The following is a 16376-nucleotide window of genomic DNA, read 5'->3' as shown; positions in this document are numbered from 1 at the left end:
ATCCTCGCGCCCTGTCAGCCTACGCCCGCCGTTCAGAGACGGGCAGTGATCGCGGAGCCGATCTCCGCGGTGGTGCGGGCACCACTGCGGGCGGCGATGTCCGCCTCGACCGCGGCGCTCACACGCGCCGACTCGGCCGTCAGGCCGAGGTGGTCGAGCAGCAGCGCGATGGAGAGGATCGCGGCGGTCGGGTCGGCCTTCTGCTGGCCCGCGATGTCCGGAGCCGAGCCGTGCACGGGCTCGAACATCGACGGGAAGGCGCCATCGGGGTTGATGTTCCCCGAGGCGGCGAGGCCGATGCCGCCCGTGACGGCGCCGGCGAGGTCGGTGAGGATGTCACCGAAGAGATTGTCCGTCACGATCACGTCGAAGCGCGAGGGATCGGTGACGAGGAAGATGGTGGCGGCGTCGACGTGCAGGTAGTCGACGGCGACGTCAGGGTGCTCGGCGGCGACCTCGTTCACGATGCGCTGCCAGATCGCACCGGCGTGCACGAGCACGTTGGTCTTGTGCACGAGGGTCAGCTTCTGACGGCGGCGCTCGGCAAGCGCGAAGGCGTAACGGACGACCCGCTCGACGCCGAACGCCGTGTTCACGGACGTCTCGTTCGCGACCTCCTGCGGTGTCCCCTGCCGGATCGCTCCGCCGTTGCCGACGTAAGGCCCTTCCGTCCCTTCACGGACCACGACGAAGTCGACCTCGCCCGGGTCCGACAGCGGACCGGGCGCTCCGGCGAAGAGCTTCGAGGGGCGCAGGTTCACGTAGTGGTCGAGAGTGAACCGGAGCTTCAGCAGGAGTCCGCGCTCGATGTTCGCGTCCTTCAGGCGCGGGTCGCCCGGCGTGCCGCCGACCGCACCGAGGAGGATCGCGTCGTGCGCGGAGATCGCGGCGAGGTCGTCGTCGGTGAGCGTGTCGCCGGTCTCGAGGTACCGGCCGGCACCGAGCGAGAAGCGGGTCTTGTCGAACGTCACGGCACTGTCGGCGGTGACGGCGTCGAGCACCTTCTCCGCCTCGGCGATGACCTCGGGACCGATGCCGTCACCCGGGATGACGGCCAGCTTCACGACACGCGACATGAGACTCCTTGCGCACTGCACGGGGGTGGACCGGCCGCGGCGCGACCGCGGGTCGAACGGGCCGGTCCCCCCAGCGTAGTGGTCAGTGCGTGGGTGCCTTGCGCAGTGTGACGGCCGCGATGACCGCCGCGACGACGACGAGGCCCGCACCGATGAGCGACGTGACCGTGACTCCCGAGCCGAACGCGTCGGCCGCCGCCTGCCACAGGGTGTCGCCGAGCGCGGCCGGGAGCTCGTGGGCGGCGGTGTACGCACCGGCCAGCGTCTCCTGCGCAGCGCGGGCCACCTCGGCCGGAAGCCCCTCGGGCAGCACCAGCGCGCCGCGGTAGAACGCGGTGATGATGCCGCCGAGGATCGCGGTCCCCAGCACGGCGCCGAGCTCGTACGCCGTCTCGGACACCGCGCTCGCGGCACCCGCCTTCGCCGCGGGAGCGCTGGAGAGAATGAGTTCGTTCGAGATGGTCTCGGCCGCACCGATGCCGATGCCGAGGACGACGAAGGCGAGGATGAGCGGTGCCACGCCGTGCGCGTGCGTCGTGAAGGCGACGATGAGGTACCCCGCGACGGAGAACACCAGCGCCGCCGGGATGAGCACGTGCGGCGGAACCCGCCGCGAGATCGGTACCACCGTGAGTCCGGCGACGATCATGGCCGCCATCCCCGGCACGAGCGCGAGGCCCGCGACCATCGGCGAGAGTCCCAGCACGAGCTGCAGGTGCTGCGACACGAAGTAGAGGAACCCGACGAGGGCCACGACGCTGAGCAGGTTCACCAGGATCGCCCCCGAGAACGACCCGCGGCGGAACAGCGCCATGTCGAGCATCGGGGTGTCGGCGCGGAGCTGACGGCGCACGAACAGCGCCCCCATCACGAGGCCGAGCAGCGCCCATCCCCCGGCGTAGAGCGACGGACCGTCGACCGCGAAGGACTTGATCGCGTAGACGACCGGGATCATCGCGGCCATCGAGAGGGCGATGCTGAGCGGGTCGATGCGGCCCGGGTTCGGGTCACGGCTCTCCGGCACGAGCAGCGGCGCGGCGATGAGCAGCGGGATGAGGACGGGGACGGCGATGAGGAACACCGAACCCCACGCGAAGTGCTCGAGGAGGAAGCCGCCGACGATGGGGCCGAGCGCGGATCCGGCGGAGAACGCGGACGCCCAGACCGCGATGGCCATGCGGCGCTGGTCGCGGTTCTGGAAGATCGATCGCAGCAGCGACAGGGTCGACGGCATCAGCATGGCGCCGAAGAAGCCGAGCAGGGCGCGGGCGGCGATGAGCAGGCCCGCGGTCGGCGCGAAGGCGGCCAGCGCGGAGACCACGGCGAAACCGGTGGCGCCGATGAGGAGCAGACGACGACGCCCGAAGCGGTCGCCGAGTGTCCCCATGGTCACCAGGAGTCCGGCGAGCACGAGCGGATAGACGTCGATGATCCACAGCTGTTCGGCCCCGCTCGGCGCGAGCGAGATCGAGATCTCGGGCAGCGCGAAGCTCAGCACCGTGTTGTCCACTGACACCAGCAGCACCGGGAGCATGAGGACGACGAGCGCCGCCCACCCCCGAGCCCCGACGCGGGGAGCTTCCGTCTCTGTCGTCGGGATCGACGCAGTACGGGTCATGGAACACCTTTCCTTCCTGCGGACCGCTCGTTACTAAACCGTCCGGCTGGTATAGTAACAGATGCCGCCCTCCCGATCCCGCTCAGAGGATGAACGATGCCCCGCCCACCCCTCGCCCGCGAGAAGGTCCTCGACGCCTTCGAGGCGATCCTCATCGACGACGGCGAACGCGCCGCGACGCTCGAGGCGACGGCCAAGGCCGCCGGCGTGTCGAAGGGCGGCCTGCTCTACCACTTCCGCTCCAAGGACGACCTCGAGGCCGGGCTCCTGGAGCGCCTCGACCACCTGACCACCCTCGATCTGGAGCGCATGCGCACCGCCGACGAAGGTCCCGTCGCGTACTACGTGCGGACCTCGGTGATGGAGGACGACGCCCTCGATCGGGCGCTGATCGCCACGACCCGGCTGGCCCAGGGCGGCTCGTCCGCCGCGTCCGACATGCTCCGGGATACCCGGCGTCGCTGGGCGGAGACGATCCGCCCGCACGTCCGCGACACCGCCAGCCTCGACCTCGTGATGCTCGTGAGCGACGGCCTCTACTTCAACAACTCTCTCGACGTGCACGGGCCGGAGCGCCTGGTCCCGCGCAGCGACGAGCTCGCCGATCTCATCGCCCTCGTGCTGCGGGCCACCGCCTGACGCCGGATAGGGCTGCAGATACGGAGAAGGGCGGGAGCATCGCGCTCCCGCCCTTCTCCCCCGCTCTGCGGTGTCAGACCTCGGTGATCTCGATCTGACGGAAGAGGTCGGCGTCGATGGCGCCCCGCACGTCGTCCAGCAGCTCCTCGGACACGGGCGAGTCGAGCGTCAGCACGCTGAGCGCCTGGTCGCCGGCCGCGAGCCGCGAGATCTGCATGCCGGCGATGTTGATCCCGGCCTCGCCGAACTTCTGCCCGTAGACGGCCACGATGCCGGGGCGGTCGGTGTAGAGCATGACGACGTGGTGCTTCTCGATCGGCAGCTCCAGGGCGTGGTCGTTGATGCCGACGAGCTTCTCGGCCTGCTTCGGTCCGGTCAGCGTGCCCGACACCGAGAGCTGCGATCCGTCGGACAGCGCCCCCGTGAGGGTGATGACGTTCCGGTACTCCTCGCTCACGTCGTCCTTGAGCAGGCGCACCGCGATGCCGCGCTGCTCCGCCAGGAGGGGCGCGTTCACGTACGACACGGTCTCGCTCACGATGTTCGTGAAGACACCCTTGAGGGCAGCCAGCTTGAGCACGCTCACGTCGTAGTCGTTGAGCTCGCCGTGCACCTCGACGTCGAGGCTCGTGAGCGGCGACGTGGCCAGCGCGGCGAAGATCTGGCCGAGCTTCTCCACGAGCGAGATGCCGGGACGCACGTACGGGTCGATGACGCCGCCCGCGACGTTGACCGCATCCGGGACGAGGTCGCCGCCGAGCGCGAGCCGCACCGAGCGCGCGACCGAGACGCCGGCCTTCTCCTGCGCCTCTTCCGTGCTCGCACCGAGGTGCGGGGTCACGACGACGTTCGGGAGGTCGAGCAGCGCGCGGGCGCTACCGCCCTCGGCCGGGGGCTCGGAGGTGAAGACGTCCAGGCCGGCCCCGGCGATCTCGCCGGCGACGAGCGCCTCGTGCAGCGCCTCCTCGTCGATGAGTCCACCGCGGGCGACGTTGACGACGAACGCGGTCGGCTTCATGGCGGCGAACTGCTCCGCGCCGATCATGCCCGTCGTCTCCGGGGTCTTGGGCATGTGGATCGTGAGGAAGTCGGCTTCGGCGACGAGCTCGTCGAGCGAGAGGAGCTGCACGCCGAGCTGCTGGGCGCGCGCCGAGGTGACGTAGGGGTCGTACGCGACGACGCGCATGTCGAAGGCGGCGAGGCGAGCAGCGACGAGAGCGCCGATCCGGCCCAGTCCGACGATGCCGACGGTCTTCTCGAAGAGCTCGGCACCGGTGAAGGAGCTGCGCTTCCACTGCCCGGCGGACAGCGAGGCGTGCGCGGCCGGGATGCGGCGGGCCAGGCTGAGGATGTGGCCGACCGTCAGCTCGGCGGCCGAGACGATGTTCGACGTCGGGGCGTTGACGACCATGACGCCGGCCGCGGTCGCGGCCTTGATGTCGACGTTGTCGAGGCCGACACCGGCCCGCGCGACGACCTTGAGCTTCGGCGCGTGCGACAGCGCCTCCTCGTCGATGCGGGTCGCGGAGCGGATGAGCACCGCGTCCGACTCCGCGAGGGCGGCGAACAGCGCCTCGCGATCGGTACCGTCGACGTGGCGGACGTCGAAGTCGGGGCCGAGCGCCTCGATCGTGGCGGGAGAGAGTACTTCGGCGATGAGCACGACAGGCTTCGGCACAGTGGATCCTTCGGGGCAGCGCGACAGGCGGGAGGGGCCGATGCGCCGCACACCGTCGGGGGCGCGATCGCGACAACTCTACCGGAGCGCCGGGACCGCTCCGTGCCGTGTGACGGCGTGACGGATGCGGGTCAGGCGCTGGGCAGCGTCAGACTCAGCGCGAGCAGGCTCATCCAGAACACCGCGACGATCCCGAGTCCGGCGAGGAACGTCAGAGCGAGCTCGCCCACCCGCCGCCGCCGGCCGATCGCGAAGGCGAACCCGAACACGATGACGGGGAACACCACGCCGAACAGGAGCGTCGCCCATCCGGTGCCGGTGAGACCGGTCTGGGCCATGGTGATGAGGTGCGCGACCGCGTTCCACACCGCGTAGGCGTAGAAGAGCCCGGCGAGGGCGATGACGGTCCACACGAGCCAGCGCGGCGAGCCGGTCGCCACGGCGGACGGTGCCTTCGGAGCGGTCATGAGCCGATCACCCCCACGGTCACGAACGGCCACGGCACGAGCAGTACGACGCCCGCCAGGAGCACGGCGGCGCGGATCCAGGAGGCCCGGCCCCGCGTCAGCACCCATGTCGCGAGGAACCACAGCGCGGGGGCGGCGATCGCCAGCACGAACCAGGGCAGGAACATGAAATCCGCGACGAGGAACGAGGCGAGTGGCTGCAGGCGGAGACCGCCCGCGATCCACCCCAGGGTGTAGAGCAGGTAGACGCCCCCGACGACCCCGACGAGGACCAGCATCGCGTTGCTGAGACCGGAGGGCGCCGCGGTCGTCTCGTCCCCCGACGCGGATGCGGGCGCCGCGGGCGCGACGGCCTCGACCGGCGTCGGTTCCGGAGCGGGCGTGGAGCGCCGTGCGGCGTCCCGGGGGCGTCGCTCCGCGCTGTCGTCGCCCTCCCAGCTCAGGGCGTCGTCCGAATCGGATGTCATCTCTCCAGCGTAGGACACCGCGGCCACTAGGCTCGGGGATGCCTCGGCGGGGTCGCCGAGGACTTTCGGGGGAAAGGACAACCATGGCCGAGAACGACCAGACGTCTTCCGCCGCGCCGCGTCGTCCCACGACCGGCGCCGCGACCGGCGAGCCGCCCGCGGGCTGGACGCCGAGCCCGGAGGCCAAGGCCTCCGCGACGCGCTTCCGCATCATCGCCGCGGTCCTCTGGGCACTCGCCATCGCGGGCGAGGCCGTCGGCATCTTCTGGCTCCTGCGCCAGCGCGAGTTCGTCGACGAGGGCGGCAGGCTGCTCCGCGATCCGGACACCGGCCTCCTGGAAGAGCAGGGAGCGACCGCGCAATTCCCGCAGTGGGCGTTCATCGCCCTGCTCGTCCTGCTGGTCGTGATCGCCGCGCTGTCGATCGTCGGCTCGATCCTGTGGAAGAAGGCCAACACCCTCGACCCGGCGCGGCGCGCGGACAAGACGCGGTTCTTCGTCCAGAACCAGCTCGGCGCGATCATCGCGGTCGTCGCCTTCCTGCCCCTGGTCATCCTCATCTTCCTGAACAAGGACATGGACAAGGGGCAGAAGGCGACCGCCGGCATCGTGGGCATCGTCCTGGCCGTCCTCGCCGCGGTCGTCGGGACGAGCTTCGCCCCGCCGTCCGTCGAGCAGTACACCGCGGACCAGTCCGCCGTGATCCAGCTCCTCGGGGCCGATGAGGTCGTGTGGGTCGACGGCGGCAAGGTCTATCACGTCTGCGACGAGGTGCCCGCGCTCCAGACCGGCAGCGAGATCCGCACTGGCACCACCTCCGAGGCCATCGAGGCGGGGAAAATACGGCTCACCCTGCAGTTCGCGTCCGAGCTGCGCACCTGCGGCCTGGCGGTGCCCGAGAACGCCGACGAGATCACCGAAGCCCTCCGCGCGATCCAGGCCGGCCAGGTCGATACGCCTCTGCCTGCTCCGGTCTGGGCCGACCCGACGGACGCACCCATCGAGATCCAGGACGCCCCCGCCGACGCGGGCTGACGTCAGGAGCCGTGCAGGGCCTCGACGAGATGGTCCTCGGCCGAGGCGAGGTGGGCACGCAGCACGGCGGCCGCGCGCTCCGCGTCCCCGGCGGCGACGGCCTCGAGCATCTCGGCGTGCTGCGCGGCGATGAGTTCCGCGTCGAGGAGACGCCGCCCCTGCACCTGCGCCATGCACAGCCGCACCTCGTCCAGCACGCTCCGGTACATGCGACTGGTGCGCTCGCTTCCCAGCGCGTCGATGAGGGCCGTGTGGAAACGGAGGTCGGGATCGACCGTCGCGGGATCGGGGCCCGGTGCCATCGCCTGCAGCTCGGCGTTCGCCGCCACAGCGGCCGCCGGCACGGCCGCGCTCTCCGCCAGCTCGCGCAGCGCCGCGCTCTCCAGCCGGATCCGCGTGCGGTAGACGTCGCGGACGGTCTCCGCCTCGATGCCGACCACACGCGCCGTGCGATGCGCCGTCCGGACGAGCAGTCCACTGGCCACGAGCTGCTCGATGGCCGCTTTCGCGCTGGGCCGGGCGACGCCGTAGGCCTGGGAGACGGCCGCCTCGGTCAGCGGCTCCCCCGAGCGGATCTCGCCGGAGAGGATCCGGGTGCGCAGCTGTCCGGTCACGGCATCGACCACGCCGACCACGCCGAGGGGGCGCTCCGCGATCGAGGTCATGCGGAACAGTCTAGTGAGACGGCCGTCGTTCAGTACACTTGTCAGACAATCTTCGAGCGGAGCAGAGGAGCACCGTGCCCACCACCCTCGACCACCCCCTCGATCCCGCACTGTTGGGGACCGAGACGCAGGTCCACGCCCGATCCATCGACCGGTTCGCCCGCGCCCACGACGCCTCGCATTACCTGCTCGTCCCGGACGCAGTGCTCTCCCCCGCGGACGCGGAGGGCGTCGCCCGCGCGTTCACAGCGGTCCGGGCGGCCGGGCGTACGCTCACGTTCCGCTCCGGCGGCACCAGCCTCTCCGGACAGGGCATCAGCGGCGACATCCTCGTCGACACGCGCAGCCACTTCCGCGACATACACATCGAGGAGGACGGCGCCGCGGTGCGGGTCGGCCCCGGGGCCACGGTCCGGCAGGTGAACACACGGCTGTCCCGGTACCGCCGCAAGCTCGGACCGGATCCGGCCAGCGAGATCGCCTGCACGATCGGCGGCGTCGTCGCCAACAACTCCAGCGGCATGGCCTGCGGCATCACGGAGAACTCGTACCAGACGATCACCTCGATGGTCGTCGTGCTGCCCAGCGGCACCGTGCTGGACACCGGACGGGCGGACGCCGCGGATGTGCTCCGCGCCGCGGAACCCGGCCTGTTCGCCGGGCTGTCGTCGCTCCGGGAGCGGCTGCTCGCCGCGCCCGAGAACGTCGCCTTCCTCCGACAGCAGTTCTCGATGAAGAACACCATGGGCTACGGCCTGAACGCCCTGCTCGACTTCGACGACCCGGTGCGGATCCTCGAACACCTCCTCATCGGATCGGAAGGGACCCTCGGCTTCGTCGCGGAGGCCCGTTTCCGCACCATCGAGGTGCGCCCCGCGATCGCCACCGGCCTGCTCGTCTTCGAGACGCTGTCGGCGGCGATGACCGCGCTCCCCGCTCTCACGGAGCTCGGACTTGCGACGATCGAACTCCTCGACGCCGCCTCGCTGCGCGTCGCCCAGGGCCTGAGCGACGTCCCGGCCGCGATCTCCGAGATCGACGTGCAGGGCCACGCCGCCCTCCTCGTCGAGGTGCACGCCGTGGATGACGACGCCCTCGCCGTCGCGAGCGCATCAGCGCAGGCGCACTTCGATGCCCTCCCCCTCGCCGTCGCCCCACGCCTGACGACCGATGCGGGAGAGCGCGCCGCGCTGTGGCACGTCCGCAAGGGCCTCTACACGGCGGTCGCCGGAGCGCGGCCGTCCGGCACGACCGCTCTCCTCGAAGACATCGTCGTCCCCGTCCCCCGGCTGCTGGCCACCTGCGAACGCCTGATCGAGCTGTTCGCGGAACACGGCTACGAGGGGTCCGTCATCTTCGGGCACGCGAAGGACGGCAACGTCCACTTCCTGCTGAACGAGCGTTTCGACGACCCCGACAGCGTGGCGCGGTACCGCCGCTTCACGGACGACCTCGTCGAGCTCGTCCTCGCGCAGGAGGGATCCCTCAAGGCCGAGCACGGCACCGGCCGCATCATGGCGCCGTTCGTGCGGCGGCAGTACGGCGACGAGCTCACCGACATGATGTGGGAGATCAAGCGGCTGTTCGATCCGGACGGGATCCTCAACCCCGGCGTCGTGCTCTCCGACGACCCGGACTCCTATCTGCAGGATCTGAAGCGCGTGCCCACGGTCGAGCACGAGGTGGACCGCTGCGTCGAGTGCGGGTACTGCGAGCCCACGTGCCCGAGCAAGAGCATCACCCTCACACCGCGGCAGCGCATCGTGCTGCGCCGGGACATGGCCTGGGCCGAGGAGCAGGGCGACACGGCGCTGCTGCGGGACCTCCGCGCCGACTACGACTACGACGGCGTGCAGACCTGCGCGGTCGACGGCATGTGCGGCGTCGCGTGTCCGGTGGACATCAACACCGGCGACCTCGTCCGCCGCCTCCGCGCCGAGCAGGAGAACGCCGTGGAGGGGGCCGCGTGGGGAACGGCGGCGAAGCACTGGAGCACCGTCACGCGCGCCGGCGGCGTCGCCCTCACGGTCGCCGACGCTCTCCCCGTCCCGCTCGTGCGCGGCGCGACGCGGGTCGGACGCGCGGTGCTCGGTGCCGACACCGTGCCCCTCTACGACGGCGGCCTCCCCCGCGGCGGCACCGCGCCGTCCCGACCGGTCTCACCGTCCGATGCCCAAGCCGTCTTCTTCGGCGCCTGCATCGGCACGATGTTCGGCCCGGAGGACGAGGGTCCCGGCTCCCGCGACGCCCTGCGCGCCCTGCTCGACCGCGCCGGGATCCCCGTCGTGGTCCCGGAGGAGAACGGCGGGCTCTGCTGCGGGACGCCGTGGAAGTCCAAGGGACACCTCGACGGCTATCGCCTCATGTCGAACCGGGTGCTGGCCTCGCTCTGGGACGCCAGCCGCCACGGGGAGCTCCCGGTCGTCTGCGATGCGGCCTCCTGCACCGAGGGCCTCGACGTGATGCTCACCCAGGCCGTCGCCGCGCACCCGGAGTACGCGGGGCTGCGCATCGAGGACGCCACCACGTTCGTCGCGCGGGAGGTGCTGCCGCGCCTCTCCGTCGATGCGAAGCTCCCCTCGATCGCCGTGCACCCGACCTGCTCGACGACCGCGCTCGGCGCGACCGGGGCACTGACGGCGATCGCTGCCGCCGTCGCCGACGAGGTCTTCGTGCCGGACGGCTGGGGCTGCTGCGCGTTCGCCGGCGACCGCGGCATGCTGCACCCCGAGCTCACCGCGAGCGCGACGGCGCAGGAATCGGCCGAGGTGGCCGCAGCCGATACGGCCCGCGGCGGCTTCGACGCCTTCGTGTCGGCCAACCGCACGTGCGAGATCGGCATGACCCGCGCCACCGGCCGCCCGTACCGCCACGTGATCGAGGTTCTCGAGGAGCGCACGCGCCCCTAGCTCAGCGACGAAGGGCCCCCGTCGGATCACCGACGGGGGCCATTCTGCGGAGCGTGTGTCAGGCGCCGTGCGCGGTGAGCACGGCGACCGGAGCCTCGCGGAGACCGGCCGGGATCACGATGCGGGTCGCACCGCCGTCCACGGTCGCGTGGGCCGGGGTCCCGTCGGCCCACGACAGCGCAGCGCCCGCGAGCTCGGACGGCAGCTCGAACTCGCCTGCCGCCGGGTCCAGCGCGTGCACGTGCACCGCATCCGTCGACGTGGTGTAGCGACGAGGAGCCCCCGTCCGCTCCCCCATCCGCGTCCAGGGCCGCGTGCCGTAGATCGCCGAGCCGTTCACGGCCAGCCAGCCGCCGAGCTCCTGCATCGCCTTCCGCTGCAGCGCCGGAATGGACCCGTCCGCCGCGGGACCCACGTTGATGAGCAGGTTGCCGTTCTTCGCGACGACGTCGACGAGGAGCCGGATCAGGGCCGCCCCGGAGAGCGAGTGCCGCTCGTCCTCCGCCTGGTTGAACCCGAACGAGTAGCCGAGCCCGCGGGTCGACTCCCAGGGCTCGGGGATGATGTCCGGGATGTTCGTGTATTCGCGGGTGAGGAAGCCGTGGTACGGCACGCCCCACCGGTCGTTGACGACGCCGTCCGGGACGGCGTCGAAGTAACGCCGTAGCAGTGCGGCCACGGCGTAGTCCTCCGTGCCCTTGCCGCCGTCCGGCCACTCGATGTCGTTCCAGAGCACGTCGGGCGCGAACCGGTCCACGAGCTCCTCGAGCTGCGCGGCGGCGTACCGGGAGAAGTGCGCGTCGTTGCGACGGAACCGGAACAGGTCGGTGTCCGACTCGATCGGCGGGAAGTCGCTCACGTGCCAGTCGAGCGCTCCGGAGTAGTACACGCCGAACTTGGCTCCGGCCCGCCGCGTGGCGTCGTGGAACTCGGAGATGAGGTCACGACGAGGGCCGCGCGCGACGGCGTTGAATCCCGTCGTGGCGGTGTCCCACAGACAGAACCCCTCGTGGTGCTTGGTCGTGGGCACGACGTAACGCGCCCCCGCCGACACGAGCTCACCGACGAAGGCGTCAGCATCGAAGGCGTCGGCGTCCCACTGGTCGGCGAGGTCCTCGTACGAGGTCCCTGGGCCGTAGGTGCGCTGGTGACGCTCCCACGTCGGGCTGCCCGGGATGCGCACCGTGTTGCCGTACCACTCCGCGTACTGGTGCCACGCATAGGCGTCCTCGGTGGGGATGTTCACGCCCTCCCCGTGCTGCACGGCCCACGCCGGCACGGAGTACAGCCCCCAGTGCACGAAGAAGCCGAGCTTGGCGTCGCGGTACCAGTCCGGCACGCCGTTCGCGGGGTAGACCGGGGACGCCGCACCGAAGTCGGGGCCGGTGCGCTTCTCGAAGTTCATCATGATGCCGTGTCCTCCTCGTCGGCCCCGCGGCGCACGACCACCGCGGTCAGATCGGGGTCGCCTGTCGTGTCGAACGGGAACACCCCGGGGCGCAGGCGATGGTGTCCGAGGCGGAGCAGGTCCTGGTCCACCCCGCCCGGGGTGAGCGCCAGCGTCCATCCCGCCGCCAGCTCATACAGCTCCGGCTCCAGGTAGCCGATCTTCACGACCACGACGTCGGCCGTCGTCGGCTCGAGCCCCAGCATCCGGAAGTCGGAGAGGTGGTGGAAGGGCTTGCGGCGCGCGGTCACGATGGCGTGCAGCCCGCCGACAGCGATCACCACCTGGGTGCCGGCGTCCGGGTCGCCGTCGGTGACGGAGAACACCGTGCCGGTGATCTCGACCGGTCCGTGGGGCCCGGAGTCGACCGCGGCGCCGGCGGACAGCGTGACCGTCGCACCGACGCCCGCCTCCACGGCTTCGGCGACGGCCCGCGGATCGAAGATCGAGGCGACCAGCGTCGTGTGCGTCCCGTCGGTGAGCTCGGGTCGCTGGAGCAGCTGGGCGAGGGTCCAGGTCACGTCGCCCGCTCCCCCGGCCGTAGGGTTGTCCCCGGAGTCGGAGATCACGTACGGACGCGGGGCTCCGGACGCCAGGGCCTCCTCCAGCGCCTCGTCGAGGCTTCCGGTCTTCGCGACGAAGACGAAATCCTCCCGCGCCTCCCAGAACATCCGGGCTACGCGCTCCGCCTCCCGGGCGATGACCTCACGGTCGTCCCCGGTGACCACGACGTAGGCCTGGCAGCGCGGCTCGTCCGCCCACGCGTAGCCGATCCACACGGAGGCGTCGACGACACCGGGCAGAGCCTCGATCTCGGGGAGCTCGGCATAGATGCCCTGCGCGGGCTCGAGCCGCGTGCTCGTCTTCTCCCCCGGCAGGAGCACAGGCACGGGCACCCAGGCGGTGAAGGGTCGCCGCGCCTGCACATCGCCGCCGTGCGGTCCACGGAGACGGTCGAGCAGGTTCCACACCGCCCGCTCCTTCGTGTTCAGCCAGTCCTCGTGCGGGGCCATGCGGTAGCAGGTGAGCAGATCCACCGCGTCGCGCAGGGTCTCCGAGACGTTGCCGTGCAGGTCCATCGACGTGGAGACGAGGGTGTCCGGGCCGAGAGCCTCCCGCACCGCGAGAGCCAGATCGCCCTCGGCATCGTCCATCCCGACGACGCTCATCGCGCCGTGGATGTCGAAGAAGAAGCCGTCGAACGGGCCCTGCGTGCGGATCCCCTCGACGAGGGCGTCCTTCATCCGCCGATAGGTGTCCGGGTCCACGGCGCCGCCGGGGAGCGACCGCCCGTGCGTGAGCGGGACCCACTCCGCCGCCTCGGCGAGCTCGCGTCCGGCGTCGAGGAACGGGTAGTACGCCCGCAGTGCATCGCCGGTGCGGATCGTGAAGGCCTCGTCCCCGGAGATGTGCGGGGAGAAGGTGCTCGACTCGATGGAGATGCCGCCGATGCCGATCCGGGGCCGCGCGAGCCCGCCCTCGGCGAGCGGCGGCAGCGGACCCATCCAGATCTCGTGGGCTTCCGGGCGTGCGGTCACGGTGGTGTTCTCCTCTGCGGTCGCAGTCGTGGTCAGGAAACGGGGGCGAGGGCGCGTCGGGCGCTCTCGATGGCGCCGAGCGCGACGGCGTCGGCTCCGAGGACGGCGGGGACGACGCGCAGCGCGATGCCCGACACCGGGGCATCGGTACCGAGCGTCCGCTCGATCGACGGCTCCAGGACGTCCCAGGCGGCCGTGACCCCGCCGCCGACGATGGCGATCGGCAGGTCGAGGAGCGTCGCGGCACTGGCGCAGGCGAGAGCGAGCGCCCGTCCGGCGGCGTCGAACACCGCGCGGGCGTCGGCGTCACCCGCCCGGGCGGCCTCCGCCACCTCCCTGGCATCGCTCACCGAGCGCCCGGTGCGCTCCTCGAACCGCCGGGCGATCGACGTCCCGGAGGCCAGGGTCTCCAGGTGACCGGTCTGCCCGCAGGTGCAGACGAGGTCGCTGTAACCGGGCGTGTGCCCGATCTCGCCGGCCGCGCCGTGCGGGCCGTGGTGCAGCTCCCCGCCGATGACCAGCGCGCCGCCGACGCCCGTGCCGAGCATCACACCGAGCACATCGGGCACGCTCGGGCCCGCCGCGGCGGCTTCACCGAGGAGGAAGGCGTTCACGTCGTTCTCCACCCGCACCGGGACACCGAGGCGCTGCGCCAGCTCCGGGCCGAGCGGGAAGCCCGCCCAGTCCGCGAACAGGGCGGACGCGGCGCGGATGGTGCCGCTCTCGTGGTCGATGACGCCCGCGGCGCCCACCCCCACCGCGGCGACGGCGACACCGGCCTCGGCCGCCAGCCGCGCGACGAGACCGGCCGCCGCATCCGCCATCGCCGGGCCGCCGACGCTGGCGGGTGCCGGCACGCTTCCGCGTGCGAGGACGTCTCCGAACGCGTCCACGACGAGGGCCGCGATCTTCGTGCCCCCGATGTCCACCCCCGCCAGCGCCAGGTCGGATCCGAGGCCCGTGGTCGTTCGTCGAGGGTCGTCCGTCTGCTGCCCGACCGCGCTCATCGTCCGCCCAGTCCGGCCATCGCGATGCCCTTGACCAGATGCTTCTGCAGCACGATCACGAGCAGGGTGGTGGGGATCATCGAGATGATCGCTGCGGCCATCTGCAGGTCCCAGCGGGTGCCGGTGAGGCCGGCGAAGCTCGCCAGACCGACGGGCAGCGTGCCGTGCGCGTTGTAGTCGACCGTGACGATGAGGGGCCAGAGGTAGCTGTTCCAGAAGGACAGGAACGTGAAGACCGCGAGCACCGCGACCGCGGACTTCGACAGCGGCAGGATGATCTGCAGGAAGGACCGGACAGGGCCGGCGCCGTCGACACGGGCCGCCTCCTCCAGCTCGTAGGGGATGCCGCGGAAGAACTGCCGCATCAGGAACGTGCCGAAGGCGCCGAACGCGAAGGGAAGGATGAGCGCCTGATAGGTGTCGACCCAGTTGAACCACTGCATGACCTGGAACATGGGGATGACGAGCACCTCGGCGGGCACCATCAGCGTGGCGAGGAAGAGGACGAAGACCGCGTCGCGGCCCTTCCAGCGCAGGCGCCCGAACGCGTATCCGGCGGTCGTGGACACCACGAGCACGACCAGGGTGCCACCGATCGCCACGATGAACGAGTTCATGATGTACGTGAGGAACGGTCCGTAGGCGAAGACGTCGACGAAGTTGCTCCAGCGGAGCTCGGAGCCCACGAGCGTCGGCGGCATCGAGAACATCTCGGAGTTCGGCTTGAGGGCCGAGAAGAACGCGTAGACGAGCGGCGCGATGAAGATGAGCGCCGCGACGTAGATGGTGACGTGCGCGAGGATCAGTCGGGCGCGGGCGCCCGGCGTGGTCGCCGCACCACGCGCCTTCTCCCGCTCGCGCTGACGCCGCGGGGCGGTGCCGGTGGGCCGGACGAGGGTCTCAGTGCTCATAGTGCACCCACTTCTTCTGTGCGGCGAACTGGATGCCCGTGATCGCGATGATGATCGCGAACAGGATCCACGCGGCGGCGGCGGCGAGTCCGAGATCGCCGAAGGTGAAGCCCTGCTCCCAGATGTACATCACGAGGGGCTTGGTGGCGTTGCCGGGGCCGCCTCCGGTGAGCATCTGCGGCTGGACGAAGACCTGGAGCGAGGTGATCATCGTCATGATCGTCGCGAAGAAGATCGACGGGGAGATCATCGGGATGATGATGCTCCACACACGCCGGATGCCCTGTGCGCCATCGATACTGGCCGCTTCCAGGACGCTCTCCGGGAGCTGCTCGAGGGCGGCGGAGAAGATCAGCATGTTGTAGCCGAGTCCCTGCCAGACGCTCATCACGACGACCATGATCATCGCCCAGTTGGGGTCGGCGAGGAAGTTCGGCAGCTCGATGCCGAACCAGGTGACCGAGAGGCCGTTGAAGAGCCCCTGCGGCTGCAGCATCATCTTCCACACCAGGACGTTCGCGACCATCGGGGTCACGACGGGGATGAAGAAGAGCACGCGCAGGGCACCGCGGCCGCGGATGCGGGGGCCGAGGCCGAGGGCGAGCACGAGCGAGAGAGCGACGCTCAACGGCACGTACAGCAGCGTGTACACGGCCGAGTTGCGCAGCGCGGGCCAGAAGTCCGGGCTGCTGGTGAACAGCTTGACGTAGTTGTCCACCCCGTTGAAGGTGCGTTCGCCGAAGGTCGGCCAGTCGAAGACGCTCATCACGATCGAGAGCCCCACGGGCACGATCGTGAACAGGGCGAGGCCCACCAGGGCCGGGCTTGCGAAACCCAGCGCCTGGCGGCCCTCGACCTTGGCGAGCGATCCTCGACGTCTCGTCGTGATCGTCATCTCGTTGTCTTTCTCTGTTACTGCT

14 protein-coding genes are annotated in these 16376 nt (G+C 70.9%); 3 read left to right on the top strand and 11 right to left on the bottom strand.

Annotated elements, in window-relative coordinates:
• Nucleotides 1-32: 32 nt before the first annotated feature.
• The gene (locus tag KZC57_RS00810) at nt 33-1076 is read right to left on the bottom strand and encodes a 3-isopropylmalate dehydrogenase (protein WP_247640833.1); all 1044 of its coding nucleotides are present in this window, start codon (nt 1074-1076) and stop codon (nt 33-35) included.
• 82 nt (nt 1077-1158) lie between these two features.
• A complete protein-coding gene (locus tag KZC57_RS00805) occupies nt 1159-2694 on the bottom strand; it encodes an MFS transporter (protein WP_060922664.1) in 1536 nt (511 codons plus the stop codon).
• Nucleotides 2695-2790: 96 nt separating this feature from the next.
• Between KZC57_RS00805 and KZC57_RS00800 the strand changes: the two genes are divergently transcribed.
• Complete coding sequence (locus KZC57_RS00800; protein ID WP_060922663.1) at nt 2791-3333, top strand: TetR/AcrR family transcriptional regulator; 543 nt, start codon at nt 2791-2793, stop codon at nt 3331-3333.
• 73 nt (nt 3334-3406) lie between these two features.
• Here the strand turns inward: KZC57_RS00800 and serA are convergent, their stop codons facing one another.
• From serA to KZC57_RS00785, 3 genes are all read right to left on the bottom strand, one after another.
• A complete protein-coding gene (gene serA / locus KZC57_RS00795) occupies nt 3407-5011 on the bottom strand; it encodes a phosphoglycerate dehydrogenase (protein WP_105949735.1) in 1605 nt (534 codons plus the stop codon).
• 131 nt (nt 5012-5142) lie between these two features.
• Entirely contained in the window at nt 5143-5478 is a 336-nt protein-coding gene (locus KZC57_RS00790) for a hypothetical protein (protein WP_247640832.1), read from the bottom strand.
• Complete coding sequence (locus KZC57_RS00785; RefSeq protein WP_247640831.1) at nt 5475-5945, bottom strand: hypothetical protein; 471 nt, start codon at nt 5943-5945, stop codon at nt 5475-5477. Before KZC57_RS00785 ends, KZC57_RS00790 begins: the two co-directional genes overlap by 4 nt.
• 83 nt (nt 5946-6028) lie before the next feature.
• Here KZC57_RS00785 and KZC57_RS00780 point away from each other — a divergent pair, with 83 nt between their 5' ends.
• A complete protein-coding gene (locus KZC57_RS00780; protein ID WP_247640830.1) occupies nt 6029-6979 on the top strand; it encodes a hypothetical protein in 951 nt (316 codons plus the stop codon).
• Nucleotides 6980-6981: 2 nt separating this feature from the next.
• On the opposite strand, the gene KZC57_RS00775 is transcribed toward KZC57_RS00780, so the two are convergent.
• Nucleotides 6982-7644: a GntR family transcriptional regulator gene (locus tag KZC57_RS00775; protein ID WP_247640829.1), complete on the bottom strand. Its 663-nt coding sequence runs from the start codon at nt 7642-7644 to the stop codon at nt 6982-6984.
• 74 nt (nt 7645-7718) lie between these two features.
• Between KZC57_RS00775 and KZC57_RS00770 the strand changes: the two genes are divergently transcribed.
• A complete protein-coding gene (locus KZC57_RS00770) occupies nt 7719-10553 on the top strand; it encodes an FAD-binding and (Fe-S)-binding domain-containing protein (RefSeq protein WP_247640828.1) in 2835 nt (944 codons plus the stop codon).
• Between the two features lie 58 nt (nt 10554-10611).
• On the opposite strand, the gene KZC57_RS00765 is transcribed toward KZC57_RS00770, so the two are convergent.
• The 5 genes from KZC57_RS00765 to KZC57_RS00745 form a co-directional block, all read right to left on the bottom strand.
• Complete coding sequence (locus KZC57_RS00765; protein WP_247640827.1) at nt 10612-11961, bottom strand: alpha-L-fucosidase; 1350 nt, start codon at nt 11959-11961, stop codon at nt 10612-10614.
• Nucleotides 11958-13505, bottom strand: coding sequence for a M81 family metallopeptidase (locus KZC57_RS00760; RefSeq protein WP_254635686.1), 1548 nt, complete (start codon nt 13503-13505; stop codon nt 11958-11960). Before KZC57_RS00760 ends, KZC57_RS00765 begins: the two co-directional genes overlap by 4 nt.
• 65 nt (nt 13506-13570) lie before the next feature.
• On the bottom strand, nt 13571-14545 hold the full coding sequence (locus KZC57_RS00755) for an ROK family protein (RefSeq protein ID WP_247640826.1): 975 nt from the start codon (nt 14543-14545) through the stop codon (nt 13571-13573).
• Nucleotides 14542-15456 carry a carbohydrate ABC transporter permease gene (locus KZC57_RS00750; RefSeq protein WP_060920974.1) on the bottom strand — a complete coding sequence of 305 codons (915 nt, stop codon included), beginning with the start codon at nt 15454-15456 and terminating at the stop codon, nt 14542-14544. The genes KZC57_RS00755 and KZC57_RS00750 overlap by 4 nt, the downstream gene beginning before the upstream one ends.
• Nucleotides 15446-16351, bottom strand: coding sequence for a carbohydrate ABC transporter permease (locus KZC57_RS00745; RefSeq protein ID WP_060920975.1), 906 nt, complete (start codon nt 16349-16351; stop codon nt 15446-15448). The genes KZC57_RS00750 and KZC57_RS00745 overlap by 11 nt, the downstream gene beginning before the upstream one ends.
• Between the last annotated feature and the right edge of the window lie 25 nt (nt 16352-16376).

Origin of the sequence: Microbacterium sp. KSW4-4 (genome assembly GCF_023091185.1) — a bacterium.
Taxonomy (GTDB): Bacteria; Actinomycetota; Actinomycetes; order Actinomycetales; family Microbacteriaceae; genus Microbacterium; species Microbacterium paraoxydans.
Note: the sequence above shows the minus strand (reverse complement) of the source record. Positions and strands in the feature narration are given on the sequence as shown.

Excerpts from the sequence above, each read along its gene's own strand:
- KZC57_RS00810 (WP_247640833.1), bottom strand. The coding sequence starts at position 1,076 with ATGTCGCGTGTCGTGAAGCTGGCCGTCATCCCGGGTGACGGCATCGGT.
- KZC57_RS00805 (WP_060922664.1), bottom strand. The coding sequence starts at position 2,694 with ATGACCCGTACTGCGTCGATCCCGACGACAGAGACGGAAGCTCCCCGC.
- KZC57_RS00800 (WP_060922663.1), top strand. The coding sequence starts at position 2,791 with ATGCCCCGCCCACCCCTCGCCCGCGAGAAGGTCCTCGACGCCTTCGAG.
- KZC57_RS00790 (WP_247640832.1), bottom strand. The coding sequence starts at position 5,478 with ATGACCGCTCCGAAGGCACCGTCCGCCGTGGCGACCGGCTCGCCGCGC.
- KZC57_RS00785 (WP_247640831.1), bottom strand. The coding sequence starts at position 5,945 with ATGACATCCGATTCGGACGACGCCCTGAGCTGGGAGGGCGACGACAGC.
- KZC57_RS00780 (WP_247640830.1), top strand. The coding sequence starts at position 6,029 with ATGGCCGAGAACGACCAGACGTCTTCCGCCGCGCCGCGTCGTCCCACG.
- KZC57_RS00775 (WP_247640829.1), bottom strand. The coding sequence starts at position 7,644 with ATGACCTCGATCGCGGAGCGCCCCCTCGGCGTGGTCGGCGTGGTCGAT.
- KZC57_RS00765 (WP_247640827.1), bottom strand. The coding sequence starts at position 11,961 with ATGATGAACTTCGAGAAGCGCACCGGCCCCGACTTCGGTGCGGCGTCC.
- KZC57_RS00760 (WP_254635686.1), bottom strand. The coding sequence starts at position 13,505 with ATGGGTCCGCTGCCGCCGCTCGCCGAGGGCGGGCTCGCGCGGCCCCGG.
- KZC57_RS00755 (WP_247640826.1), bottom strand. The coding sequence starts at position 14,545 with ATGAGCGCGGTCGGGCAGCAGACGGACGACCCTCGACGAACGACCACG.
- KZC57_RS00750 (WP_060920974.1), bottom strand. The coding sequence starts at position 15,456 with ATGAGCACTGAGACCCTCGTCCGGCCCACCGGCACCGCCCCGCGGCGT.
- KZC57_RS00745 (WP_060920975.1), bottom strand. The coding sequence starts at position 16,351 with ATGACGATCACGACGAGACGTCGAGGATCGCTCGCCAAGGTCGAGGGC.